We start from the raw sequence: 23,120 nt of genomic DNA, 5'->3' as shown, positions 1-23,120 counted from the left end.
CACTAGTGTACTCCATGGTCGATGTGTTGTTGCCATGTGTCATGCTGATCGTCACAATGCCAAACAGGTTGAATCATTTTTTCGGTTGCACTGAGTGCTGTTGAGCTGGTTTTAGCTGATTTATCGGCAATGAGCTTGTTGATTAATTGCGATTTCTCAATGCGCTGTGCCTTACGCGCTGCCATATCAGTGGTTAGGTCAAAGTATTTACGACCGTCGATCCACGTTTGCTCTGCACGAGCGTAAACTGACAGTGGATTGTGATCCCAGATCACGAAGTCAGCTTGTTTACCTGCTTTAATAGAACCAACGCGGTTGTCGATTTTTAGCTGCTTAGCTGGATTTAATGTCACCATGTTCCATGCATCTTCTTGTGACATGTCACAGTAAGTAATTGACTTAGCTGCCTCTTGGTTCAGACGACGTTGTAGATCTGGACTGTCAGAGTTGATACTGGTCAATACGCCACGTTGATTCATTAAACAGGCGTTTTGTGGGATGGCATCATAAACCTCAAACTTATAACCCCACCAGTCAGCAAAGGTTGAACCACCCGCGCCGTGTTTGGCCATTTCGTCGGCTAGTTTGTAGCCTTCTAAAATATGGGTGAAGGTTGTTACCGTGAAATCAAATTTTTCCGCTAAGCGTAAGAACATTAAGATTTCAGATTGAACGTACGAGTGAATGTGCACGTGACGCTGAGATTGTAAGATCTCGTCAATGGTTTCTAAACGGTAGTCGGTGCGGATAGGCGCTGTTTTGCGCTTTTCGCTGCGGCTTAACTTATCGTAAGCACGCTGTGCTGCTTTGTACTCGTTTGTGCGCACGAAAGCATCTTTCATTACCGCTTCAACACCCATACGTGTTTGCGGGTAACGACTGCGATAGTCTGAGCCCCAGTTGCTTTGTTTCACGTTTTCACCAAGGGCGAATTTAATCGAACCTGGTACGTTTTTCATCTTCATGTTTTGCGCCGACTCACCCCATTTTAGTTGGATGATTTGCGCTTGACCGCCAATAGGGTTGGCACTGCCGTGAAGAAGTTGTGCAGTAGTGGTACCACCAGCAAGCGAGCGATAAATCTGAATGTCATCTGGATTGACTACATCACCGATACGTACTTCTGCGGTGATCGCTTCAGTACCTTCATTGACACCGCGCGAAATGGCGATATGTGAATGCTCATCGATAATACCTGCGGTAATGTGTTTACCTGTGGCGTCGATAGCCTCATATCCCGATGGCGTTTTTAGGTTTTTGCCAATTTTAACGAACTTGCCATTGGCAACGATAACGTCGGTATTCTCTAAGATACCGTCTTTTTCACTGGTCCATACAGTGGCGTTTTTAAGATGCAGTTTTTGCGATTTTGGCAGGGTGCTTTGACCGAATGCACGATTTGGCCATGTTAGCTGCCCCACGTATTCAATAGCTTCGCCATCTGCTTTTTTCGCTGCTTTATCTGTAGCTGCTTTAGCGACTGCAGTGATAAGTTGCGATTGCTGCTCGGCGTCGATCTGACGGCCTTCTAGTTGTTTCGCATTATCCCCTTGCCATAAGCGGTAGCGAATAGCTTGGCCATTCTCTGTAACGACAAAACTCACACTGTCGCTGGTTTTCTCAACGTTAGTCGCTTTTAAGGTTTTGTCGCCTTGCTTGACAGTAACTTTCGCTTTTTTGCCTGCAATATCTAACGTCAGCGCTAATGGCTCGTTGCTATATTTGCTATTTACAGTGTACTGGCCGTTCATCGCAAGATGGTTCGGCTCAACAAGTTGATGTGCTTGGCCTTGAGTCCACACAGAAACAATTTTTCCGTCTTTAAAAATATCGCCTTTAGCAATAATAAAGTCAGCGTTATAGCCGGCTTTTAATTGGCCTGCTTCATTGGCGATGCCAGCGATTTTCGCAGGGTTAGTGGTGAGTGCCGCTAATGCTGCCTTCTCACTTAAACCGTGTTTCACGGCGGTGCGAAGGTTGGTTAAAAACTCACTGCCTTTAGTTCCGTGACTTGTTAGGGCTAACGTCAGTTTAGTATCTTCAAGCGCTGCTAGGTTACCAGGGCTACGCTCCCAATGGCGTAAATCAGCCAGTGAAATATCGTATCCTTGCGTTGTGCCCAGTGTTGGCTTGTCAGCAAAACTCATTGGCATAACAAGATTGGCGTTTAGTTTGCCAATTTCATCGAGGCGAGCGTATTCAAAACCACTGCCAAGGAAAGTGGCGTTGATATCAAATTTTTTCAGGAGTTCGGCGGCACGTAACAGCGATTGTTCGTTTTGAGTGGCGAAGAAAACACCTTGCTTTTCGATATTGGCAATGGCGTTAAGCGCGGCATTGTATTCGATGTTATCACCGTCGAAGGTCACTGATTTACCTTGCGCCTTTTGATACCAATTGGCATCTGAAAATGTTTGGCGCAACAGGGCAATACTTCCCATTAATGAACTTGGATAATTTTGCGCCGAGCTGCCCTTATTAAACGATGCAAAGTGTTGTGATTGCGCGTTGTAGACCAAATCATTCGCAATGCCATTAGCTAGTGAAACAGTTACGCCACGACCACGTAAAATACCGTCGTGTTTGGCCGTTTGTACGGCTGTAAAACCATTTTTAATGTAGTTGCTAGCGGCTTTTTCATCTGGCGCGAAATAATCACTCCAGTTCATTTGGGCGTGAATGGCGCCATTGGCTGCATTGCCACCAATGCGGTCAATGCGATAAACCGGGCCACGTGTTTTTGATTTAGGGTAGCTGTAGTCGATGCCGTACTCTGAGTAAACGTCGATAAATCCTGGGTAAATCGTCATGCCTTTAGCATCGATAACACTCGCGCCTTTTGGCAACTTAGCGTTTTTTGATACTGATTTAACATGACCATTTTCGATGACCAAGGTCGCGTTAGTTAGTTTGACATTCGGGGATGTATAAATAGTGGCGTTGGTAAACGCCATTAAATCAGGCGTTTTGTGATGCATGCCTAACACCGGGGATGTTTGATCAGCCATTGCACTTTGGCTGACGAGACCCGCGATAACGGCACTGCTGAGTGCTTTTTTTATCATAATTATCTCTTATCGTTGTTATTTTAAACAGTGAGAAAAACTGCTGAGCATACTTTAAATTATGGGGAAGGGGATGTCATATAAAACAGACGAGGATTGTTATTCAAGTGTAAGTAAATGTAACATTTTTAAAAATGATGACAGCAGCCAAATGCAGCGATAAAGTTGCTTGTCGTTAATGCCTGATAAGATAGAAATATGCCTCATTTTATTGTTGAACACAGTGCCAATATTAAGGCTTGTGATTTACTGCCGTTTATTGACAATGCCGCGCGTCAATCCGGATTATTTACTGGACCGGATATTCAAGTTAGAGCGACGTCATATGAAAATTCAATCCCAGCTAAATTTGTACATGTACAAGCGCGAATTTGGCAGGGCAGGACAGTAGCGCAAAAGCTGGCGTTATCGCAAGCAGTTGGAAGTGCGTTAAAATCAGAGCTAGAAGATACTGTGGTAACCGTTGAAGTTGTTGATATCGATAAGGCGACTTATTTCAAGAGCTAATGCCTTAAAACTTAACTAGGGAGTAAAAGGACATGAATCACGGAAGTTGTTTATGCGGCGAGATTGCTTTTTCGGTTAAAGGCGACGCGCTAAAAGTTTCTCATTGTCATTGCACTATGTGTCAGAAACAACACGGCGCCGCCTTTGCTACTTATGCGAGATTTTTGCGTCGCGATATAATATACCTCAAAGGCGAAGAATTACTCACTTGTTACGATTCCAGCGCCGGCGTTAAACGCAAGTTTTGCGCAAAGTGTGGCAGTAACATCGAATGGACCATGCCTAACTACTCGCTTGAATCAGTCGCAATAGCGCTGCCCTTGCTAGACAATCAAAGGCTTGCTTCTTCTATAAAAGTCTTGCACCGACAATCAGCTGCACCTTGGTTAGACACACCTTGTATCATCGAAGATGATTAGTATTCATTTGCTATTCACTTTAGGTTCACAACAAAGGGATTATATTGATGTTTGATGACGATAATTCTCGCTATCAATCGAAACGCTTAGTCGCCATTGGTTCGTTTGCACTGTGCTATATAATGGTCGGTGAGTTCATCGATGCAAAGTTTATAATGATGCTGTGCGGCTTTATTTTTCCATGGACTGAGCTGTTGCTATATCGCGAAGAATATCTAAGCGCCTTTCCGTGGGAGTTATATGTCTTTTATGCCTATGTAGCCTTTGGGTGGTTAATTGGCTTTGAGGATTTATTGTTATTTTTAGGGATGGGATATGCGTTAGCGCGAGTGATTATCTACTTTAGCGTTCGCCCGCGAAAGGCTGATGTTTAATAACAATTAATTACGATGTTTAATACGGTAGGTGATACACTCGTCTGTATTCGAATTTAAGGAGTCTTATATGAAAATAGCAATTGCCCCACTGATTGGTTTGGCAGTGTTAATCACAGGATGTAAAACAACACCGAACTATGATTATGACACGACGGTGAACTTCTCCCAGCTTAAAACCTATGCTTGGGTAGTAGAGTCTAAGCCGGCTGGCAGTGATAAAGAATATTTCAATAGTGATATTAATAACAAGCGCATTATCAGTGCAATTGAAGAGCAATTAGCCGCTAAAGGCCTGCGTAAAGTGGCGCCAAACGAAGCATCTGTATTAGTTAATTTTCACACCGCTATTAGCAAGAAACGTGAACGCGACGTTGCAAATACTCATCCATATTATTGGAGCTTTGGCCGCGGATATTACGGCTCACGTTGGGGCGTACATATGAATCTCAATAGCCTGCAGCGAGAATACAAAGAAGGCTCTTTGATTGTTGATTTTGTTACGCCGAATAAAGAACTAGTATGGCGCGGCTCTTTCGAAACTCGATTAAGTGCTAAATCGACGCCAGAAAAACGCAGTAAAAAAGTTAATCTTGCAGTGGCGGAAATTCTTGAGAACTTTCCACCACAATAAATTAATGATCTCTAGAGAAGAATAAATCACTGTTCTTCTCTATCAATTCCACCATATTTTATAGACATTTCTACTTTTTTATACTTGCTCTTAAGCTGTTTGTATAAGGCTAAAAAGTCAGTGCCACGATTTGCGGTAAAACGCCAAGTATTGGGTGAAACAAGACTGGCATCATCATTAATTGGTAAGCCTAAGACAGCAGGTGTTGGTCGTTCTTTGGATAGAATAATAAAGCTCCCTGAAATACTACCTATTTGTGATGTTCTAATGCTTCTTATCTTGCTACTTGTCGTGAGTTTTTTTCCATTAAATTCAAATTTTTGATTATTAATCGTTAATAATCTCGTTTTTTTTAATTCAAACGGGTTAATGTTCTTGATTTCCTTCTCTAGGGGTTGAATAGATGTTGGAGAAGTCTTATTCGTAGATTCTTTGTTATTCGTAGAATCGCACGCAGTAAGTAATGCAATAGATGTAAAAGCTGCAATTGAAGATAATTTCAAACTATAACCTCAAAGTAATTAATTGGTGATCGGTGTTAAATAAATGTAATTAGAATTGATTGTTTTTGTTGTAATTATAGGTCTAAAGGATTATAAGTGCTATTCGAATTTTTCAGATTGTTAGACTTAAGATTCGTAAAAGTAATAAAAATCAAAATAATAATAACAATTTCATAAGGATATATTGGATGAAATTTTTTAAACCTTCAATGATTTCGTTAGTTGTGTGCTCTTCTCTTGCAAGCATGGCAAATGCTGGAGAGAACACTAACTTTTTCGATGCATCATTAAAACCTCAGAGCGCACAATTTGGTTTGTATCAAGGCCTTAAAAAAGCTGATTTAGATAGACAAATCACCGTGAGTGGAATGAGAAGTCAATTCGATGATTCTTTGAATCGTCCTACGTTTATTTGGGCATCTAAAAGCCAAGCTATGCCTTCGTTTGAGGGAGTTGAACCAGAGAGTAGAGATAGAGTTGCGGCTGAGTTTTATTTAGGCAACTTAACTGGTGTTTCGACTGAACGCTCTTTCAAAAATAAGGCAGTATTAAGTAATCTACAACGTCAGAAAAGCGGTAGTTTAGTTGCTAAATACAAACAAGAAGTCTATGGCGTTGAAGTTTTCAATCGTGAATTTAACATTATGATGACAGCTGAACGTGAATTGGTTGCTGCATCTGGCTTCTTAGCGGAAAGACGCTCTATCGACTCAACAAACGCTGCTGTTAACTTTGGAACCGCGGAGCAAGCGCTTAAAAGTGCATTTAGAGCGATGGGCGGCGAAGAGCAGCACTTTAAGATTAAAGCTGATGATACACTAGATAAGAAATATCAACGTTTCTCTGTTGATGCCAAAGGTGAAGCTTATCAAGTATTAAATCAACCACGTGCCAAACGTGTAATGTATGAGCTAGACGGTAAGCTAATTGCTGCTCATTATGTTGAAATTGAGGCAGGAAAAGCGGATGAGCTTTCTTCGGATTATTACGCGTATGTTATCGCAGCAGATAGTGGACGAGTATTGTATAAAAAGAATTTGGTAAATTCAGAGAAGGCGTTTAACTATCGAGTGTATGCTGATACTACGTTAGGGAATATTCCACATGATGGCCCATTTGGTGATGTGTCACCTTGGCCTGTGGCTAAATCAGAAAATAAAGATCATCCGACAGAGATCACTGAAGCAAAACTTGTATCTTTAGTTGCTGGTCCTATTAGCACCAATGATCCATGGCTTGCTGATGATGCTACGACAACATCCGGTAATAATGTTGTAGCCTATGTTGATGCTGTAGCACCATCGGGTTTTAGTAACGGTGATTACTATGCTGAAACAACTAGTGATGCCACGTTTGATTATCCGCTAAAACCTGACCAAAAGCATTATTCGGTAGATAATCGTAAAGCAGCTATTACTAATTTATTCTACGTTAATAACTATTTACATGATCAATTTTATGATCATGGTTTTGACGAGAAAGCTGGTAATGCTCAGAAAGTTAACTATGGGCGTGGTGGTGTAGAAGGTGATCCGATTCAAGCCGAAGCACAAGATAATTCAGGCTTTAATAACGCTAATATGGCAACTCCTGCTGATGGTGCATCACCTCGTATGCAAATGTATTTGTATGATGACTTCATTTCAGAAATTGGCGAAGATTACGGTGTCTCTATTGTTGGTGATTCAGACACATTATTAGAATCTACACAAGTTTCTAATTTTGGTGCACGTCGTTTTTCTGCGCCTGTTGTTGGTGATGTTGTGCGAATGATTGATGGTGATGATGCCGACGGTGGAAGTGTTTATGATGGCTGTCAGGCTCCTACCAACGCTGCTGATTTAGCTGGCAAGATTGCAATTATCGATCGTGGTGGTTGTAACTTCACTGTTAAAGTTAAATTTGCTCAAGACGCGGGTGCTATCGGTGCTTTAGTCGCAAATACTCCATCTCGTGATCCTGATGGTAAAACACCTGCTCCTATGGGCGGCGATGACGATACAGTAAAAATTCCTAATATGGGACTTTCCTCTACAGACGGCCAAGCTATTTACGATGCAATTGAAGCTGGTAATTCGAAAATTTCGATGTTTAATGACACGCCTTATCGTGACGGAACATTTGACAATGGTACTGTTGCTCATGAATGGGGGCATTACATCTCTAACCGTTTAGTAGGTAACTCTTCTGGTTTAGTGAACAACCAAGGCCGTGCTATGGGTGAAGGCTGGGGGGATTTCCATGCTTTATTACTAATGGTTCGTGAAGATGATGCGAAGATCGAAGGTAATGAATTATTCCAAGCAGCCTACACAGGCTCAGGTTATACAGATAACTTCTACTTTGGTATTCGTCGTGCGCCTTACTCAACGCAAATGGATATCAACCCATTAACTTTCAAACATATCGAACAAGGTGTTGATTTACCTGAAGGTGTACGTGTCGGTTCAAATAATGCGCAGGTACATGCTTCAGGTGAAATTTGGGCATTAACTTTATGGGAAGTTTATGTTGCATTAATTAACGATGAACGTTACACCTTCAAAGAAGCTCAAAGCTTGATGATGGACTATCTTGTTGCGGGTTATAAGATGACTCCTATTGCACCAACTTATACAGAAGCTCGTGATGCTATCTTATCTGTTGCATATGCGAGAGATGTTGAAGATTATAAAGTTATGTTAGGTGCATTCGCTAAACGTGGCTTGGGTTTAGGTGCTGTATCTCCAGAGAGATTCGACGATACTCATTCTGGTGTTGTAGAGTCATTTAAAACCGATTTAGCAACATATTCATTAGTAGACACTAAAATTGAAACAGACTACCGTAAAGGTAATTTAGGATACTGCTCTAATGACAGCGTTTTAGATAACGGTGAAACAGGTACTGTTACTGTTAAAATAGCTAATTCAGGTAATAAAGTTCTTAACAATGTAAAAGTGAAGCTTGTGATGGAAACTGAACAAGACGTTACTTTCGCTAATGATGGTGAGTATATATTTGATACGCTTGCCCCGTACTCTACCGCAACTTCTTCACCTATTGAAATAACACTAGCTGGCGCTGCAATTGCGGACCAACTGCGATTTAAAGTCACTTTCCCAGAGTTAGTAGAAGGTGATGATATCGTAGAGGCAGTTGAAGAAACAATTACTGCTACTGTTAACTATGATTTTGAGTTAAGAACGCCAAAAGCGAACAGTGACTTCGATGATGTAGAGAGCGTCGCTGGTTTTGCTAACTGGACTGAAAATGTTCAAGTTGGTGGTGATGATGCAAAAGGTACTGCATTTTTAGATCAAGCCTCAGCAGCAATTTTTGACTCATTTGGATTGGACACTGGCACCCAAATGTTAGGTATGACGAATAATGGTTTTAAGTCAGATGTCTCTTTTGAAACTAAAGAATTTGAAGTTGGATACAATGGCGACTTCTCTGTTAGCTGGTGGCATTACTTTGATCTTGAAGAAGATTGGGATGGCGGCGTAGTTGAAGTTAGCGTTAATGGCGGTGACTGGGCTGATGTTACCAAAATGGGCGGTACTTTTGCTACTGGTTATACTGGAGCATTAGAGGAGAATGAAGACCAAGTTTTATCAGAAAGAGAAACGTTTACAGGTTTTGCTTTCGGTAATGAATCGGTTAATTTCGGTAGTGCGCTTAATGGCAACAAAGTTCGATTCCGTTTCCGCCTAGGCTCTGATGCATTTGCCAACGAAGATGGTTGGTACATTGATAATATTCGATTTAATAACATTGAGTCGGGTGTGTTCCATGATGTTATTGCTGGTGATATATACGCGTGTAATAATCGAGCACCGATGATTGCTGAAGTAACTGGTGAAAGTGTTGCTGAACGTGTTAGTGCTGGTGGTGCTTTCAATACAGGCGAGTTGACCGTAACTGCTTCTGATGTTGATGAGAATGAGTTAACTTATACTTGGACTCAAATTTCAGGCCCTGATGCTGCACTGAATAATGTTAACAGTGCTACTGCTGTTTATACTGCCCCGCAAGTATCAGCGGATACTGAATTAGTGTTTGAAGTTGCTGTATCTGACGGCACAGTTACAGTTGCTAAGCAAGTAACTGTAATGGTTACTGAAGTTGCAGATAAAGCTCCTGAGCTACCTGAAACTAAGAAAAATAGTAGCAGTGGTTCGCTAGGTTTTAGTGCATTACTATTAGCACCATTAATTTGGTTACGTCGTCGTAACTTAATCAAATAGTTTGTTGTCGCAACTCAATAAAAGGTTATCAATTGTAAAATTGGTAGCCTAATTGAGAAAAATATGAACTGTTATACCTACAAAAATGCCGCTTAAACAGCGGCATTTTTATGGCTTGCTGTAGGCTAGTGATTGCAGCAGCTCTCGCCTTCATCGTGGTCATGGCCACAGCCGCCTTGACCGTGAAGATGACCGTGTTCGATTTCAGTTGGTGTTGCATCACGCAGCTCAACGATTTCAATTTCAAAGTGCAGTGTTTGACCTGCAAATGGGTGGTTGCCATCAACAGTCACAAATTCGTCTGTTACTTCAACAACTGTTACTGGCATTGGGCCTTGATCAGTATCGGCTGTAAATTGCATACCAGGTTGAGGATCTAAGCCTTCAAACGCAGATGCTGGTACGTCTTGTTTGCGAGCGTCGATGTATTCGCCGTAACCATTTTCAGGAGTAATGGTCACGTCTAAACGGTCACCAGCTTGCTTGCCTTCAACAGCAGCTTCTAAACCTGGGATCATTGTATTGTGGCCGTGAAGGTATGACATTGGCACGTCGCCGAATGAGTTTTCGATCTCTTGATGTTGATCGTCAGTTAGGCGGTAGTGAAGACTTACGACAATGTCTTTTTCGATATGCATAGTAAATTTGCTCGTTCATGATAAATAAACGGCTAGTCTACTCCCTTGCGCATGTGCTTTAAAGAGGTTTGTATGATAATTGTTTGTGTTTGCGATAGGGATAGACATCGGGATAAATCCCGCGCTTGAAATTGTCTTGCAATTGGCGCCAATATTGCGCGCTGAGCAATTCGGGATGCAATTTCATAAAGCTGCGTTTGACCCGCGGCTGTCCCAGCATAAAGTGCGCAAACTCCTCGGGAAATACATCATATTTGCCCACGCTATACCAAGGTTCACTGGCAATCATTTGTTCATAAGTTTGCGGTTGCGGCAATTCTCTAAATTTACATTGCTGCATATACCAAATTTCATCGTAATCGTAAAAAATAACGCGGCCATGGCGGGTTACGCCAAAGTTTTTAAACAACATATCGCCAGGAAATATGTTGGCTGCAGCCAGCTGTTTTATGGCATTGCCATATTCATCAATCGCATTGTCAACTTGCGTTGGGTTGGCGCTGCGCAAAAATATGTTGAGGGGAATCATTCGTCGCTCGGTGTAAAGGTGTTTGATGATGACTTCATCATCACTAAACACTAATTGTGATGGCGCGACTTTTTGAAGCTCTTCGATTAATGCTTGCGACATGCGGTGGCGAGGAAAATGAAAGTTAGAAAACTCTTGTGTATCAGCCATACGGCCAACGCGGTCGTGCTCTTTCACGAGTTGATATTTTTCTTTAACGATGGCGTGAGTAACTTGTTTAGGAGGCGCAAACTCATCTTTAATAATTTTAAAAACGATATCACTGGACGGTAAGGTAAACACCGTCATCACCATGCCTTTTATTCCCTCTGCAACTTCAAAATAGTCGTCACTGTGGGCTAATTGCTCAAGGTGTTGGCGATAAAACTCTGTTTTACTGTGCTTCACTAAGCCAAGCGCCGACCACAATTCATAGTTTGGCTTGCTTGGCATTAACTCTTGTAAATAAGCAATGATTTGGCTGGTGGCTCTGCCATCAACCATAAAGTAAGCGCGGGCAAAGCCAAACAAGATGCTTAAATCATCCCGTTGAGTGAGCACTGCATCAACGTAAAGCTGCCCGTTGTCATCGTTTAAGATTGCAAAAACAATAGGTAGTTGATGTTTCTTACCTTTCAAGCGTCCAATCAGGTAAGCGCCTTTGTTGCGATAAAAGACGTGCTTTATTAATTCAATATGACGAAAACAGTGCTTTTTGATCAGCGGCGTGAGTTGCATTCTAATGGCGGTAACATCGCCGCCGAAATCCCGCCATGCATTGTTAAACTTATAGAAGTTTAGAAGTCTTTCTATTGTGGTTGAAACAATCCCGCCGATGGTAAAATCTTGGCATAAATCTTCGTTCTGATAACTAATCTGTGTGTCAGATTGGGATTGGATATAGATGTGTTGTGGGCTAATACCTTGACGACGAAACAACCTTGAAAACGTTGAATTAAAAAATGTTTCCGCTTGTTTAGCCTGCGGATGGCCAATGAGTAACCTGCTGTAATAATCTTTGGTTTGTTGCCATAACTCTGTCGATATTTGCGGCGTTTCTAGCTGGCTGTAGAGTTTAGATGAAAGCATGTTTATCATGCGCTCGTAGCTTTGCAGGCGCTCTTTAGTGGCTAATTGCACGCCCGCCCAATCGCGATTTTCAAAGCGGGCTTTAGAGTCTTGAGTAATTGCACAAAATTGCCGATAGCTTTTTTCAAAGCCTTTTAGAATATTCACAGCTAACGAGGATGGCGTTAACGGCGGTTGTTTAATCGCGTGAGTCAGTCTAGACAAGAATCGTACTTCCAAATGCAAACGTGCGTTTAAATTTAATGTAACTTGGGCGTTAGATGCAACCGCAATAACAACGAATTTACAAATGTTGACTATAGATAAGATTTCTATTGCTTGATAATGACGTGAGCTAGACTTAAATCGATACTGATTGTATATACCAAAAAGCCATGAGATATAGCTTATAGCGTGTTTAATCGAATAAAGAGATACGTTTTTGAAATTATCAATCAAGCTTTTTGTTGGGGTCGACTAAAGTCTTCTGTGTTGTTAATAATTTGTGATTGACAGACGTTTTTTATCTGTCATTCTAAAGGGCAATTATTAAGCACAGCGATTAAACGCAGCGAACAACGAGCATAAATCGAAATGATCACACTGACTAACACCCACATTATTATTACCACCGGTATTATTTCCGGAGGGGTGTTTGCGCTGTAAGAGAAAACAGATTTTAGCAAAAACCCGCGCCGTAACCGACGCGGGTTTTTTCGTTTTAGAGCATGTGAAAAGCGATAAGAAATTATTTAAATTAGATTTAGGAAGAGTGGAGTAAAGAAATGCGCGTAATGAAGTTTGGTGGTTCCTCGTTAGCCGATTTGGAGCGAGTAGAACGAGTTGCCGATATATTGGTTGAACGAAGTGGTAAAGGGCAATTGGCCGTGGTGCTTTCTGCGCCGGGTAAAACCACCAACAACATTGTTGAAGCCGTTGATTGCAATAGCAGCGGCGCGAGCGACGCAGATGCGTTGCAGCGCGTAAAAACAACTTTTCGTCAAATTGTTGATGGCTTAGCGGCTAAGTACCCAGCGTTTGATAAGAAACAAGTTGACGCAGTGTGGGACGCTGAATACGATTTAGTCAGTCGCACGTTAAACGGTGTTAAATTACTGGCTCAGTGTCCTGATAATATTCGCGCGCAATTACTCGTTGTTGGCGAGCGCCTATCTATCGCTATTATGCGTCAGCTGCTAGCGGCCCGCGGTCTGAGTGTCGATATTCTCGATCCGCGAGAGTTTATGATGGCCAATAGTGATTATTTAGAAGCGCAGGTGGATATTGAATTATCGCGCTCAAAAGTTGAAAGCAAAGATTTATCTGCGGCACGTGTGTGGTTAATGCCAGGGTTCACGGCAGTAAATAGCGATGGTGAAATTGTCACGCTTGGCCGCAATGGTTCAGATTATTCGGCGGCCTGTTTAGCGGCGTGTTTACGCGCAGATTGTTGTGAAATTTGGACTGACGTTGATGGTGTGTACAACGCCGATCCACGTCTTGTCAGTGATGCACAACTCATTGAGCAGCTAAGCTATCAAGAGGCGATGGAATTATCGTACTTTGGCGCTAAAGTATTGCATCCGAAAACCATCACGCCAATCGCCCAATATCACATTCCTTGTTTGATCAAAAATAGCTTTAATCCAAATGCGCCGGGGTCCTTAGTGTCTAGCGACCGTCAAGACGATGAGAATCAAGTTAAGGCCATCTCAAATCTCGATGATATCTCGATGATCAGTGTTTCTGGCCCTGGCATGAAAGGCATGGTGGGTATGGCATCACGCATTTTTGAGTCTATCTCGCTGGCAGGTGTGTCAATCAGCTTGATCACCCAATCTTCTAGTGAATACAGCATCAGTTTCTGTGTGCCATCAAGTGATCATCTGGTGGCTAAGGCTGCACTTGAAGCAGAGTTTGAACTTGAACTTAAAAACGATTTGTTAGAGCCGTTAGAAATTCGTCATCAATTGGCCATTGTCTCGGTGATTGGTGATCGCATGAAAACGGTACAAGGTGTGGCGGCGAAATTTTTCCAAGCACTAACCCAAGCGCGGGTCAATGTCGTGGCGATTGCTCAAGGGAGTTCAGAACGCTCGATATCAACCGTTGTCGACCAGCATCGCTGTTCACGCGCTATCAAAGCTTGTCATCAGCGCTTTTTTAATTCGATGCAATATATTGATTTATTCTTAGTAGGTGCTGGAAATGTCGGTGCTGAACTACTCAATCAAATCAGTCAGCAGCAGGCTTATTTGGCCAAACGGAATACGGCAATTCGCGTCTGTGGTATCTCCAATTCTAAGCAAATGTTATTAACGACTGAGGGCATTGATTTGTCGCAGTGGCGTGAGGCTCTCGCTGTTGCTCAAGAAGGTTACGATGTCGCTCGCTTGATCGCTTTTGCCAAAGATAATCACTTGCTCAATCCACTAGTGGTTGATTGTACGTCGAGCCAATTTATTGCCGATCAGTATGTGTCGTTACTCGAAGCTGGTTTCCACGTTGTAACACCTAATAAAAAGGCTAATACATCATCGCAAGATTATTACGCTAAACTGCGCCAAGCAGCATTGTTAAAGCGTCGCCGCTTCTTGTATGAAACCACTGTTGGTGCTGGTTTACCTGTGATGGATAACTTACAAAAGTTGTTAAGCGCTGGTGATGAACTCGTTGAGTTTAGCGGCGTATTATCGGGCTCCCTTTCGTTTATCTTCGGTCAACTTGACGAAGGAATGACATTGTCACAAGCGACGCAAGTGGCTAAAGATAAGTGCTTTACTGAGCCTGATCCTCGCGACGATTTAAGTGGAATGGATGTGGCGCGTAAAGTATTGATTCTTGCTCGTGAAACAGGCATGGAATTAGAGCTTGATGATATTGAAGTCGACTCTGTGTTGCCTGCTGACTTTGATGCGTCTGGCACGGTTGAAGAGTTTATGGCTAATTTGCCAAAAGCTGATGCGGCAATTGCCGAGCGTGTTGCCAAAGCCAACAGCGAAGGTAAGGTTTTACGCTATGTTGGTATCATTGAAGGCGAAGGTGATGAGCGAGTATGTAAGGTTCAGATCAAGGAGTTTGCTGCTGATCAGCCACTTTATGGCGTCAAAGGCGGTGAGAATGCATTAGCCTTTACTTCGCGTTATTATCAACCAATTCCACTAGTGTTACGTGGCTACGGTGCTGGTAATGAAGTGACAGCGGCGGGTGTTTTTGCCGATATGCTAAGAACGCTTGCGTGGCAGCGTGAAGTTTAACGAGGTTATTAATGAGTATTAGAGTTTTTGCGCCAGCATCTATGGGCAATGTCAGTGTTGGTTTTGACGTGCTCGGCGGCGCGCTTGCACCAGTTGATGGCTGTTTGTTAGGGGATTTTGTCACTATCTCTGAAACAAACGGCGGGCAAGGCGATATTGTAGTAAATACCGTAGGAAAATTCGCGCATAAACTGCCGAGCGATCCTAAGCAAAATATTTTGTATGACTGCGCTGTGCATTATCACAAGGCATTGCGCAATAAGGGGCAAAGTGCCAAAACTATTGAAATGGTGCTCGAAAAAGAGCTTCCTGTGGGCAGCGGTTTAGGCTCTAGCGCTGCATCAGTGGTTGCTGCCTTTTATGCCCTCAATGAGTTTTACGACAATGCCTTTAATCAGCGCCAGCTTCTTATCATGATGGGGGAACTGGAAGGACAAATTAGCGGCAGCGTGCATTATGACAATGTTGCACCAAGTTATTTGGGTGGCCTGCAGTTGATGGTGGAAGAAGGAGAGACATTGTGCTCGTCGTTACCGACCTTTGATGAGTGGTATTGGGTGGTGGCGTATTCAGGTGTCAAAGTATCAACCAGTGAAGCGCGTGAAATTATGCCTAAGCAGGTGGATCTAAAAACGGCGTTGCTGTTCGGTAAAAACCTCAGCGCCTTTGTTGATGCCTGTCATCGCCGTGACGACGAACTTGCCGCTAAGCTGCTAGTGGATGTGATTGCCGAGCCATTGCGCGGGCCGATCATTCCTAAATTTTTAGAGAATAAAGCAGCGATGCTCGATATGGGCGCATTAGCTAGCGGTATCAGTGGCAGTGGTCCGACACTATTTGCGGTGACGGATAATCTCACCAAGGCTGAGCAGCTCGCGCAGTATTTAAACGACAACTATATTCAAAACGACGATGGCTTTAGCCACGTGTGTAAATTAGATAATCAAGGTGCCCGTAGGGAGGCAAAACGTGGAACTGTATAATTTAAAGAAAAACGAGCAACGAGTATCTTTTGCTCAAGCGGTAAAATTGGGATTAGGTGATGAGCAAGGGCTGTTTTTCCCATCTTACATTCCACAGCTAGGCAATGTAGATGAACTACTTGAACAAGATTTTGTAACCCGCAGCGTTAATATCTTAACTGCCCTGTTAGGGGACGAGTTGGGTAATGACACTGTTGAGACTATGGTGCGCAATGCCTTTAATTTCCCACTAGCGGTTCAGCCAGTACGCGATGGTGTTTATGCATTAGAGCTAACACATGGCCCAACCTTGGCGTTTAAAGACTTTGGTGCGCGTTTTTTAGCCCAGTGTCTTAACCATTTGTGTAAAGATGAAAAAGCGACAATTTTAACGGCAACTTCGGGTGACACTGGCGCGGCAGTAGCGCACGCTTTTTATGGACTTGATAATGTTAATGTTGCTGTACTTTATCCGAAAGGGAAAATCAGTGTGCTGCAGGAGAAACTGTTCTGTACTCTGGGCGGCAACATCTCTACCTATTCGGTGAATGGTCGCTTTGATGATTGTCAGCAGCTAGTGAAAGACGCCTTTGATGATTTAGAGCTAAAACAGGCAATTAGCTTAAACTCTGCAAACTCTATAAATATCGCTCGTCTTTTGGCGCAGATTTGTTACTTTTTTGAAGCGGTTGCAAAAATTCCAGCAGCTGAGCGCAAAGAAGTCGTAGTAAGTGTCCCATCAGGTAACTTTGGTGATTTGACGGCGGGGATGCTAGCTAAAGCAATGGGCTTACCTATTAAGCGCTTTATTGCTGCAACTAACCTCAATGACACGGTGCCACGTTATCTAGCAACAGGCGAATGGTCACCAGAGCCAACTGTTGCAACGCGCTCTAATGCAATGGATGTATCGGCGCCAAATAACTGGCCGCGCATCGAAGAATTGCTCAAGGTTAAATTCTGGGATAAATCCCTGATCACTGGCGTTAAGGTAGATGAAGCGCAGACAGAAGCTGGCTTAAAAGACTTATACGCTATCGATTATTTATGTGAGCCACATGGCGCAATTGCTTCATATGCACTTAATAATTCGCTGCAAGCTGGTGAGACAGGTGTGTTCTTGTGTACGGCGCATCCGTCTAAATTCCAAGAGTCGGTGGAAGAGGTGCTAGATATTCATATCACCTTACCAAAAGCCTTGGCTGATGTGGCAGATAAAGAAATCTTATCAAAAGATATCGAGATTGATTTTAGTGAGCTGCGCGGTCACTTGATGGCGATCTAAATCAATCCGACTGGATGATGAATGATAAAGCCGGTGCTCTTAAAAGAGTACCGGCTTTTTTATGGCAATGGCTCCTGCTTATAGGTTGCCAAGTTTTGCAAGCTGAGCATCATTGAGCTTCGCTCTAGCGGCGCTTGATAGTTGTTTTAACTGTGGTAACTCAAGCATATTGAGTTGAGCGGTTGAAAGTTTATTGAGCTGAGCTGCATTTAACTTTTTGAGTTCGCTAAGCGGTAGTTTCTTTAATTCGTTTGCTGATAGATTATTAAGTGCCGCCGCCGATAGTGTTTTATCCCCAGATTGACTATCAGATTTGCTTGCCGATGAGGCGTTGTTTACAAGTTCAGCTTGATTGTTTTGCGGAGAAGACATCCCCATCGTTTGTGAATTCGCCATCATTTCTTGTTTAGAATATGTGTTGTTATACTCCGCTTGAGCAATATTCATCTCTAGTTGTTCAACTCTGGCAGAAAGATCCAACACCTGCTGTTTCTTATCATCTGACAGCGAGTCAAATGCTTTTCCCATTAGCTCATCGGCTCGGGCCATTAACTTATCAGCGTGTTCTGAAGTTGAATCTTGTCTCTTGCTCTCATCGAATATTCCATCGAGTTTCGCAAAAACTTGCTCAACTTCTTTTCTATCGCTATCTGACATATTACTCATCAATATCGAATCAATAGTGTTGGCGGTCATATCGATTTCTTGACTGATTTTTCCAAGATCTGAAAGCTGCACCGATAGCTTATCTGGCGAGATTGACGCTTTCTCAAACGATGACGTAGGTTGCTGATTGTTATTGGTTACTGTCATAGGAATTGAAGATTGGTTGGGGATAGTATTCATAAATCTTTCTGCCAGCTTAAATATTAACGGAATTGGTTTCAATAATATCTATCTGAACTTTTTGTTACGTAAGGCTTTGTAAGCGCCACACTGACCATTGACCACTAAATTGATCGAAAGTTTCTCTTTACACGGGAATAATTATCAGTTACAAATGATAATTATTTTCATTAAGGGTGTTTTATGGATCAGTGGAAAATGATGATGGCGCTAGGAAACGATAGTTTTCACGAGCAATCGTGGCTCGATGCTGAACAATCTTATTATCAAGCGGTAGATATCATCGAAGACTTATGGAATGACGACGCAGAGAATATTGAGTTGCTGCAAGCGTGGATTGCTGGCCAGCACAATCTATCGTCGTTATTTGAAAAGCAGGGACTTGAGTGCGAAGCGTTGCGTTATTTAACGATTCCGCACCGACGAGTGTTGGAGCTGATTCAACAAGGCGCATGCTCTCAGCGCTTCCATCAGCAATTGATGTTGACAGCTAAAATTACGTTGCAGCCATTATTGGAATACGGGCAGCGCAATCCAATGTGCGATGGTTGTATTAACACACTTAATCTCAATAAAGAATGGCTATCGACGCCTGCTCATCAATTTCATTAACTTAATTAATTATGCTCAATTATTATTAGGGGAACTTCATGCTTAACCGAGCTTTTTATGCGTTAGTCGCACTTTCATTTACATTAGTCTCTTTCGCTAGCATGGCACACGAAGGCCATGATCACAGTCATCCGAGTGCAGGATTAATTCATCTATTATGGGCTGCGCCAGTTCTTATTGTAGGAGCTGTCATCAGCTACAAATTGCGTAAGAAGCAGCTTGAAAAACGCAATAAAGACAACGGCTAGGAGGCGATATGTTATTTAAGTTACTCAACAAGCTAGATGCAAAAATGGGTTTTGAGCGCGTATCAGCTCACTGCGATATTCCCTGTAAGATTTACGATCCAATTTCAGCGCAGCTAGCGGTTTTAACAATGATCCGTATGGTTGACCTTCTTGAAGAGCTCAATCAAAAGTCCGATTGGACTGCTAATGATAAGGCGCAATTTTCGCGTTTAGTCAGCGAAAAAGAAACGCATGGGCATAAAGTTAAAGAAGAGGTTCGGGTAATTTGGGGGGATTATATTAAGCAGCCTCAGCTAGATGCATTTCCAGAAATTCACCAACTAGTTCATTCTATTATGCTAAAAACATCAGCGGCCAAGCAGCATATCGATAGAGCGGTAACATTGGAGTTACTGGAGCTGGTTAACCGCTTTGCTGAGATTTTCTGGGCAACCAAGGGCGTTGAAGTATTTCGCGCGGTATCACCTTATCCGCCAGCACAAGAGCTGGTTTACCCAAAACTTAACTAATTTACGATGTTCGGGTACCAGATTATAAAAGCAGCAGGACGCAGTATGTTGCCGGCGATTAAGCATGGTGCTTATTTGTTTGTAAAACCTGCTCCTTTGTATCAAGTTAACGATGTGGTTCAGGTAGAGCATCCTTATTATGGCCCCATCGTTAAACGTATTATCTGGGGTGATAATATTAGTGGTTTCTATTTGGCAGGTGACAGTCATGCCAGTTTGTCAGTTGAACAAATGGGCTGTATTAAACCCACCCAAATACTCGGAAAAGTGCGCTGGATAGTTAATCCAACTTAACGGCAATTCAAATTGTTCGAGAATAATAAACAAAAATAGCCAAGTTAATTGGCTATTTTTTTGATTATTTTTCGGTGTTAGTTCCTGCGTAGAGCATTTGTTTCCAAGGGGCTAAATAAGCTTCCTGTTTCGCGCTGTCTTGGGTGTATTCACAGCTACCAATATGGCGAATATCGCCTGGATTTATCCCTGGCATCGGTGTTGAGAGCGCATGCTTAAAACATCGATCGTGAATGAGGCTGTGATCTTTAATCGTAGGCCACAACACTTGACCTAAAAACCACTGGTCAATATGTGGCGTCATCATTTTGCCACTTTGGAATGACTCGATCATCGGCGCCATGGGCGGTAAGACACCGCTAATACCTCCCCACATTCCTGCGAGTATTAAATCTGTGTGGGACCACCAGTCGCGCAAAATATGAAAAGGTTTTTGTGAGATTAGCCAATGCTCAACCGCTTGGAATTCTCGAGGGTTAATGACTGAATCGGCATCGCGCACCATGAAATAGCCAACGCGGCGATCACTTGCAACGAGAAAACGCCAACACAATTTTTGCTTAATACTCTGATTTTCGGGCTGACGATGGATAATGGCGCCAAGCTGTTTAAACGCTTCGATATGTGCTTCATCGACTGAGTTATCTAAATAGAGCCAAACCTGCCAGTCAGGATAGATATCTTTCGCTAAGATAAGGTTGCGCAGTGTGCCATTGATGTATCGCGGATTGTTGCCCCACAGCGAATACGCGATGACTTTGTTTTTTTGAGCTACTGAGCTGTAGCAGATATCTAAGTTTAACTTGAGCTGGGGCGGGTTCTGGCTATAGCGCTTATCTTTTAAAGTCAGCGACTTTGTGCCTATTTCAGTAGCACGTTGATAGTGTTTAGACTGATAGAGGGACGAGCACAAGGCATCTAGCAGGTTACTGTCTTCAACACCACTACGGAGTAGTTTTTCAGCCACCTCAATGGCCTCTTGATGGCGCTTTAGCTGACTATAAATACTGACTAAATTGCTACCCATTTGCTTGTCGTCTGGGTAATGCGTTAAGCCTTGTTCGATAAAAAAGGCCGCAGATTTAAAATCATCTGATAGGTATAAGTAATAGGAAATCTGTTCGTATAAGCCTTTGGGCTTAACAACGCCATGCTGATTGAGTGCTTCAATGGTGAGTTTGATGCATTGACCCTTATCTTCATTAAGCCAATGTTGGTGAGCTTCTTCACACCAATCCTTGGGAATGACTGCCTTTGTCATAATTTACTCTGTTAAATACCTTAGCTCTAATGATAGTCTGTAGTGATAAAATCGCAATGAAAACTATTTAAAAATAAAAAGGTTATAGATAAAAACTTATGAATAAAAACAAAATTCTAAAACTTTATGAACGTGTTTCAAATTGGCCAGCGGGACAATGGTTATTTTCTCGAATGATCGGTTTTAAAGCGCCGTATTTTAATAGCATTGATTCGCGAATTATTACCCTTAAAGCCAATCATTGTGAGTGTGTGATTAAGAAAAAGCGCAGTGTGCATAATCACATAAAAACAGTTCACGCCATTGCTGTGTGTAACGGATTAGAACTAGCAATGGGCATGATGGCTGAAGCGTCAATTCCCAAGCATTTGCGTTGGCTTCCTAAAGGCATGGACGTTAACTATGTTGCTAAAGCTGGCACCGATATTCGTTGTGTTGCTAAAGTCCCTGAAGACGCGTGGCAGCCGGGGGATTTATTGGTGGAAGTGACTGCTTTCGATGCAAATGATGTTGAAGTGGTTAATGGTCACATCAAGCTATGGGTGAGCGAGAAGAAGTAAAACTTTTTAGCTTAAAGTCTATTTGCCTTTTACTCAGTGATTGTTATATTAGTTTTTTCTAATTTAAGGTTGGGTATGTATAATAATGGCTATTGTATCTCGTCAATTGATGGCGTTATTCTCCACTAGTAGCTTGGCAGTCATGGGCGTTAATGCCCAAGATATGGCGTCTGTTGAGCAGGTCGCTCAAGGGTATAACACGCAGATTGCTCAAGCTAGAACACTCACTAAATCTTATGCCAGCGCGCTGCAAAATACCCTTAAACCGGCATTAAAATCTTCTGGTCCAGCCGGCGCATTAAAGGCATGCAATGTATCGGTGCCGTCAATAACTAAAGCGGTGAATAACCAAAGTAAATGGCAAGTTAGTCGCACCAGTCTAAAGCCCCGCAGTCAGGCGAATATGCCGTCTGATTGGGAAAAGTCGGTACTTTTACATTTCGAGTCGCAAAAACAGCAAGGTGTTAACCCAAAAGCGTTAGAAGCTTCAGCGATAATTGAACGGGGCAATAAGCGTTACTTACGCTATATGAAAGCGATTCCGACAGCGCAGAAACCCTGTTTAACTTGTCATGGAACAAATATCAAACCGCAGTTGTTGCAGCAAATAAGATTGCTCTATCCGCAAGACAAAGCCATTGGTTTTAATGCCGGCGATTTGCGCGGTGCATTTAGTTTGACCTTGCCTTTCCTAGAGTAGTTTAACTAGAGACAGTTCAATATAGTGTTTTAGTTGATGATGGGATAATAATCGTAGTGATTTTATGTTCTTTGTGGGAATTTTCGGATTTTAAGGATATTAAATTTTAGTTGAATTAATATTAATAGGAGTTAATTTGCAGCTTTAGCATAAGTCCTACTAGCTTCAATTTTGTCGTAGAGTGGTTTGAAAATCGATAGATATTCATCGATTAATAAATTATCGCATCGTATTACATTACAATAAGCTAATATTTGTTGATTGGTTAACTCGTTGTTTAGTGGTGCTAGTGATGGGAAGAGAAAGTGGATATTTGTTGCTAACTCATTTGCTCTATCTAATTCTCCTGACTCACTAAGATCATCAATGTCGTCACTGTATTTTTCGAGCACTTGCGGCATCCTAGAACGAACCATAGAAAATATTTCATCACAGAACATACATAGATCATTATTAATTAGCTTATTGGCCGCTGTTTGGTTTGCTGAGTCACATAACGCATGCACTAAATCGTTAATACAATGATCTACGCCTTGGCCAATGCTTGGCATTAAGTTCATCATTTCCATTAGCTTAGGTGCTGCGTTAAGTGATAGCGCATTGCTAACGAGCGGTGTCGTTAAACACATATTAGTCTTCCT

At 42.4% G+C, this 23,120-nt stretch carries 21 protein-coding genes; 14 read left to right on the top strand and 7 right to left on the bottom strand.

Features of this window, described 5'->3' with window-relative positions; translation table 11 throughout:
* Positions 1-2: 2 nt before the first annotated feature.
* Entirely contained in the window at positions 3-3,065 is a 3,063-nt protein-coding gene (locus MHM98_RS02455; RefSeq protein WP_239437637.1) for an amidohydrolase family protein, read from the bottom strand.
* Positions 3,066-3,263: 198 nt separating this feature from the next.
* Here MHM98_RS02455 and MHM98_RS02450 point away from each other — a divergent pair, with 198 nt between their 5' ends.
* The 4 genes from MHM98_RS02450 (at position 3,264) to MHM98_RS02435 (ending at position 4,999) form a co-directional block, all read left to right on the top strand.
* Positions 3,264-3,572: a hypothetical protein gene (locus MHM98_RS02450; protein ID WP_239437635.1), complete on the top strand. Its 309-nt coding sequence runs from the start codon at positions 3,264-3,266 to the stop codon at positions 3,570-3,572.
* Between the two features lie 32 nt (positions 3,573-3,604).
* Positions 3,605-3,991, top strand: coding sequence for a GFA family protein (locus MHM98_RS02445; protein ID WP_239437634.1), 387 nt, complete (start codon positions 3,605-3,607; stop codon positions 3,989-3,991).
* 47 nt (positions 3,992-4,038) lie between these two features.
* The gene (locus MHM98_RS02440) at positions 4,039-4,365 is read left to right on the top strand and encodes a hypothetical protein (RefSeq protein ID WP_239437633.1); all 327 of its coding nucleotides are present in this window, start codon (positions 4,039-4,041) and stop codon (positions 4,363-4,365) included.
* Positions 4,366-4,435: 70 nt separating this feature from the next.
* Positions 4,436-4,999, top strand: coding sequence for a DUF4136 domain-containing protein (locus MHM98_RS02435; protein ID WP_239437632.1), 564 nt, complete (start codon positions 4,436-4,438; stop codon positions 4,997-4,999).
* 26 nt (positions 5,000-5,025) lie between these two features.
* Here the strand turns inward: MHM98_RS02435 and MHM98_RS02430 are convergent, their stop codons facing one another.
* Entirely contained in the window at positions 5,026-5,502 is a 477-nt protein-coding gene (locus MHM98_RS02430; RefSeq protein WP_239437631.1) for a hypothetical protein, read from the bottom strand.
* A 188-nt stretch (positions 5,503-5,690) separates the two neighbouring features.
* Here MHM98_RS02430 and MHM98_RS02425 point away from each other — a divergent pair, with 188 nt between their 5' ends.
* The gene (locus tag MHM98_RS02425) at positions 5,691-9,731 is read left to right on the top strand and encodes a rhombosortase-dependent M36 family metallopeptidase (RefSeq protein ID WP_239437630.1); all 4,041 of its coding nucleotides are present in this window, start codon (positions 5,691-5,693) and stop codon (positions 9,729-9,731) included.
* A gap of 125 nt (positions 9,732-9,856) precedes the next feature.
* Here the strand turns inward: MHM98_RS02425 and MHM98_RS02420 are convergent, their stop codons facing one another.
* Entirely contained in the window at positions 9,857-10,369 is a 513-nt protein-coding gene (locus MHM98_RS02420; protein ID WP_239437629.1) for a peptidylprolyl isomerase, read from the bottom strand.
* A 58-nt stretch (positions 10,370-10,427) separates the two neighbouring features.
* Positions 10,428-12,170, bottom strand: coding sequence for a bifunctional isocitrate dehydrogenase kinase/phosphatase (aceK, locus tag MHM98_RS02415; protein WP_239437628.1), 1,743 nt, complete (start codon positions 12,168-12,170; stop codon positions 10,428-10,430).
* Positions 12,171-12,730: 560 nt separating this feature from the next.
* Here aceK and thrA point away from each other — a divergent pair.
* From thrA to thrC, 3 genes are read left to right on the top strand one after another with little or no spacing between them, the layout of a single operon-like run.
* Complete coding sequence (thrA, locus tag MHM98_RS02410) at positions 12,731-15,202, top strand: bifunctional aspartate kinase/homoserine dehydrogenase I (protein WP_239437627.1); 2,472 nt, start codon at positions 12,731-12,733, stop codon at positions 15,200-15,202.
* Positions 15,203-15,213: 11 nt separating this feature from the next.
* Positions 15,214-16,185, top strand: coding sequence for a homoserine kinase (thrB, locus tag MHM98_RS02405; RefSeq protein ID WP_239437625.1), 972 nt, complete (start codon positions 15,214-15,216; stop codon positions 16,183-16,185).
* A complete protein-coding gene (gene thrC / locus MHM98_RS02400) occupies positions 16,172-17,449 on the top strand; it encodes a threonine synthase (protein ID WP_239437624.1) in 1,278 nt (425 codons plus the stop codon). The genes thrB and thrC overlap by 14 nt, the downstream gene beginning before the upstream one ends.
* Positions 17,450-17,527: 78 nt before the next feature.
* Here thrC and MHM98_RS02395 read toward each other — a convergent pair whose 3' ends face one another.
* On the bottom strand, positions 17,528-18,295 hold the full coding sequence (locus tag MHM98_RS02395; RefSeq protein ID WP_239437623.1) for a hypothetical protein: 768 nt from the start codon (positions 18,293-18,295) through the stop codon (positions 17,528-17,530).
* 183 nt (positions 18,296-18,478) lie between these two features.
* On the opposite strand from MHM98_RS02395, the gene MHM98_RS02390 reads away from it, so the two are divergent.
* Genes MHM98_RS02390 through MHM98_RS02375 form a run of 4 tightly spaced genes read left to right on the top strand, consistent with a single transcriptional unit; the run spans position 18,479 to position 19,958 of the window.
* Positions 18,479-18,907 (top strand): hypothetical protein, encoded by a 429-nt coding sequence (locus MHM98_RS02390; RefSeq protein ID WP_239437622.1) that lies wholly within the window; start codon positions 18,479-18,481, stop codon positions 18,905-18,907.
* A gap of 38 nt (positions 18,908-18,945) precedes the next feature.
* The gene (locus MHM98_RS02385) at positions 18,946-19,155 is read left to right on the top strand and encodes a hypothetical protein (protein WP_239437621.1); all 210 of its coding nucleotides are present in this window, start codon (positions 18,946-18,948) and stop codon (positions 19,153-19,155) included.
* A gap of 8 nt (positions 19,156-19,163) precedes the next feature.
* Positions 19,164-19,664, top strand: a complete 501-nt coding sequence (sodN, locus tag MHM98_RS02380) for a superoxide dismutase, Ni (protein WP_239437620.1) — start codon at positions 19,164-19,166, stop codon at positions 19,662-19,664.
* A gap of 6 nt (positions 19,665-19,670) precedes the next feature.
* The gene (locus MHM98_RS02375; protein WP_275441370.1) at positions 19,671-19,958 is read left to right on the top strand and encodes a S24/S26 family peptidase; all 288 of its coding nucleotides are present in this window, start codon (positions 19,671-19,673) and stop codon (positions 19,956-19,958) included.
* Between the two features lie 64 nt (positions 19,959-20,022).
* Here MHM98_RS02375 and MHM98_RS02370 read toward each other — a convergent pair whose 3' ends face one another.
* Positions 20,023-21,219, bottom strand: coding sequence for a hypothetical protein (locus MHM98_RS02370; protein WP_239437618.1), 1,197 nt, complete (start codon positions 21,217-21,219; stop codon positions 20,023-20,025).
* A gap of 98 nt (positions 21,220-21,317) precedes the next feature.
* Between MHM98_RS02370 and MHM98_RS02365 the strand changes: the two genes are divergently transcribed.
* Both MHM98_RS02365 and MHM98_RS02360 read left to right on the top strand, forming a co-directional pair.
* A complete protein-coding gene (locus MHM98_RS02365) occupies positions 21,318-21,779 on the top strand; it encodes a hotdog fold domain-containing protein (protein WP_239437617.1) in 462 nt (153 codons plus the stop codon).
* Between the two features lie 85 nt (positions 21,780-21,864).
* Positions 21,865-22,479 carry a DUF3365 domain-containing protein gene (locus MHM98_RS02360; RefSeq protein WP_239437616.1) on the top strand — a complete coding sequence of 205 codons (615 nt, stop codon included), beginning with the start codon at positions 21,865-21,867 and terminating at the stop codon, positions 22,477-22,479.
* 131 nt (positions 22,480-22,610) lie between these two features.
* Here the strand turns inward: MHM98_RS02360 and MHM98_RS02355 are convergent, their stop codons facing one another.
* Complete coding sequence (locus MHM98_RS02355; protein ID WP_239437615.1) at positions 22,611-23,108, bottom strand: hypothetical protein; 498 nt, start codon at positions 23,106-23,108, stop codon at positions 22,611-22,613.
* Positions 23,109-23,120: the final 12 nt, after the last annotated feature.

The sequence above is a fragment of the Psychrobium sp. MM17-31 genome (assembly GCF_022347785.1).
In the GTDB taxonomy this organism is placed as follows: Bacteria; Pseudomonadota; Gammaproteobacteria; order Enterobacterales; family Psychrobiaceae; genus Psychrobium.
The sequence above is the reverse complement of the archived record's forward strand: the minus strand, read 5'-3'. Positions and strand labels throughout refer to the sequence as shown.

What these genes read in the sequence shown, in the direction of transcription:
- MHM98_RS02455 (WP_239437637.1), bottom strand. Translation starts at nt 3,065, where the DNA reads ATGATAAAAAAAGCACTCAGCAGTGCCGTTATCGCGGGTCTCGTCAGC.
- MHM98_RS02450 (WP_239437635.1), top strand. Translation starts at nt 3,264, where the DNA reads ATGCCTCATTTTATTGTTGAACACAGTGCCAATATTAAGGCTTGTGAT.
- MHM98_RS02445 (WP_239437634.1), top strand. Translation starts at nt 3,605, where the DNA reads ATGAATCACGGAAGTTGTTTATGCGGCGAGATTGCTTTTTCGGTTAAA.
- MHM98_RS02440 (WP_239437633.1), top strand. Translation starts at nt 4,039, where the DNA reads ATGTTTGATGACGATAATTCTCGCTATCAATCGAAACGCTTAGTCGCC.
- MHM98_RS02435 (WP_239437632.1), top strand. Translation starts at nt 4,436, where the DNA reads ATGAAAATAGCAATTGCCCCACTGATTGGTTTGGCAGTGTTAATCACA.
- MHM98_RS02425 (WP_239437630.1), top strand. Translation starts at nt 5,691, where the DNA reads ATGAAATTTTTTAAACCTTCAATGATTTCGTTAGTTGTGTGCTCTTCT.
- MHM98_RS02420 (WP_239437629.1), bottom strand. Translation starts at nt 10,369, where the DNA reads ATGCATATCGAAAAAGACATTGTCGTAAGTCTTCACTACCGCCTAACT.
- thrA (WP_239437627.1), top strand. Translation starts at nt 12,731, where the DNA reads ATGCGCGTAATGAAGTTTGGTGGTTCCTCGTTAGCCGATTTGGAGCGA.
- thrB (WP_239437625.1), top strand. Translation starts at nt 15,214, where the DNA reads ATGAGTATTAGAGTTTTTGCGCCAGCATCTATGGGCAATGTCAGTGTT.
- MHM98_RS02395 (WP_239437623.1), bottom strand. Translation starts at nt 18,295, where the DNA reads ATGAATACTATCCCCAACCAATCTTCAATTCCTATGACAGTAACCAAT.
- MHM98_RS02390 (WP_239437622.1), top strand. Translation starts at nt 18,479, where the DNA reads ATGGATCAGTGGAAAATGATGATGGCGCTAGGAAACGATAGTTTTCAC.
- MHM98_RS02385 (WP_239437621.1), top strand. Translation starts at nt 18,946, where the DNA reads ATGCTTAACCGAGCTTTTTATGCGTTAGTCGCACTTTCATTTACATTA.
- sodN (WP_239437620.1), top strand. Translation starts at nt 19,164, where the DNA reads ATGTTATTTAAGTTACTCAACAAGCTAGATGCAAAAATGGGTTTTGAG.
- MHM98_RS02375 (WP_275441370.1), top strand. Translation starts at nt 19,671, where the DNA reads ATGTTCGGGTACCAGATTATAAAAGCAGCAGGACGCAGTATGTTGCCG.
- MHM98_RS02370 (WP_239437618.1), bottom strand. Translation starts at nt 21,219, where the DNA reads ATGACAAAGGCAGTCATTCCCAAGGATTGGTGTGAAGAAGCTCACCAA.
- MHM98_RS02365 (WP_239437617.1), top strand. Translation starts at nt 21,318, where the DNA reads ATGAATAAAAACAAAATTCTAAAACTTTATGAACGTGTTTCAAATTGG.
- MHM98_RS02360 (WP_239437616.1), top strand. Translation starts at nt 21,865, where the DNA reads ATGGCTATTGTATCTCGTCAATTGATGGCGTTATTCTCCACTAGTAGC.
- MHM98_RS02355 (WP_239437615.1), bottom strand. Translation starts at nt 23,108, where the DNA reads ATGTGTTTAACGACACCGCTCGTTAGCAATGCGCTATCACTTAACGCA.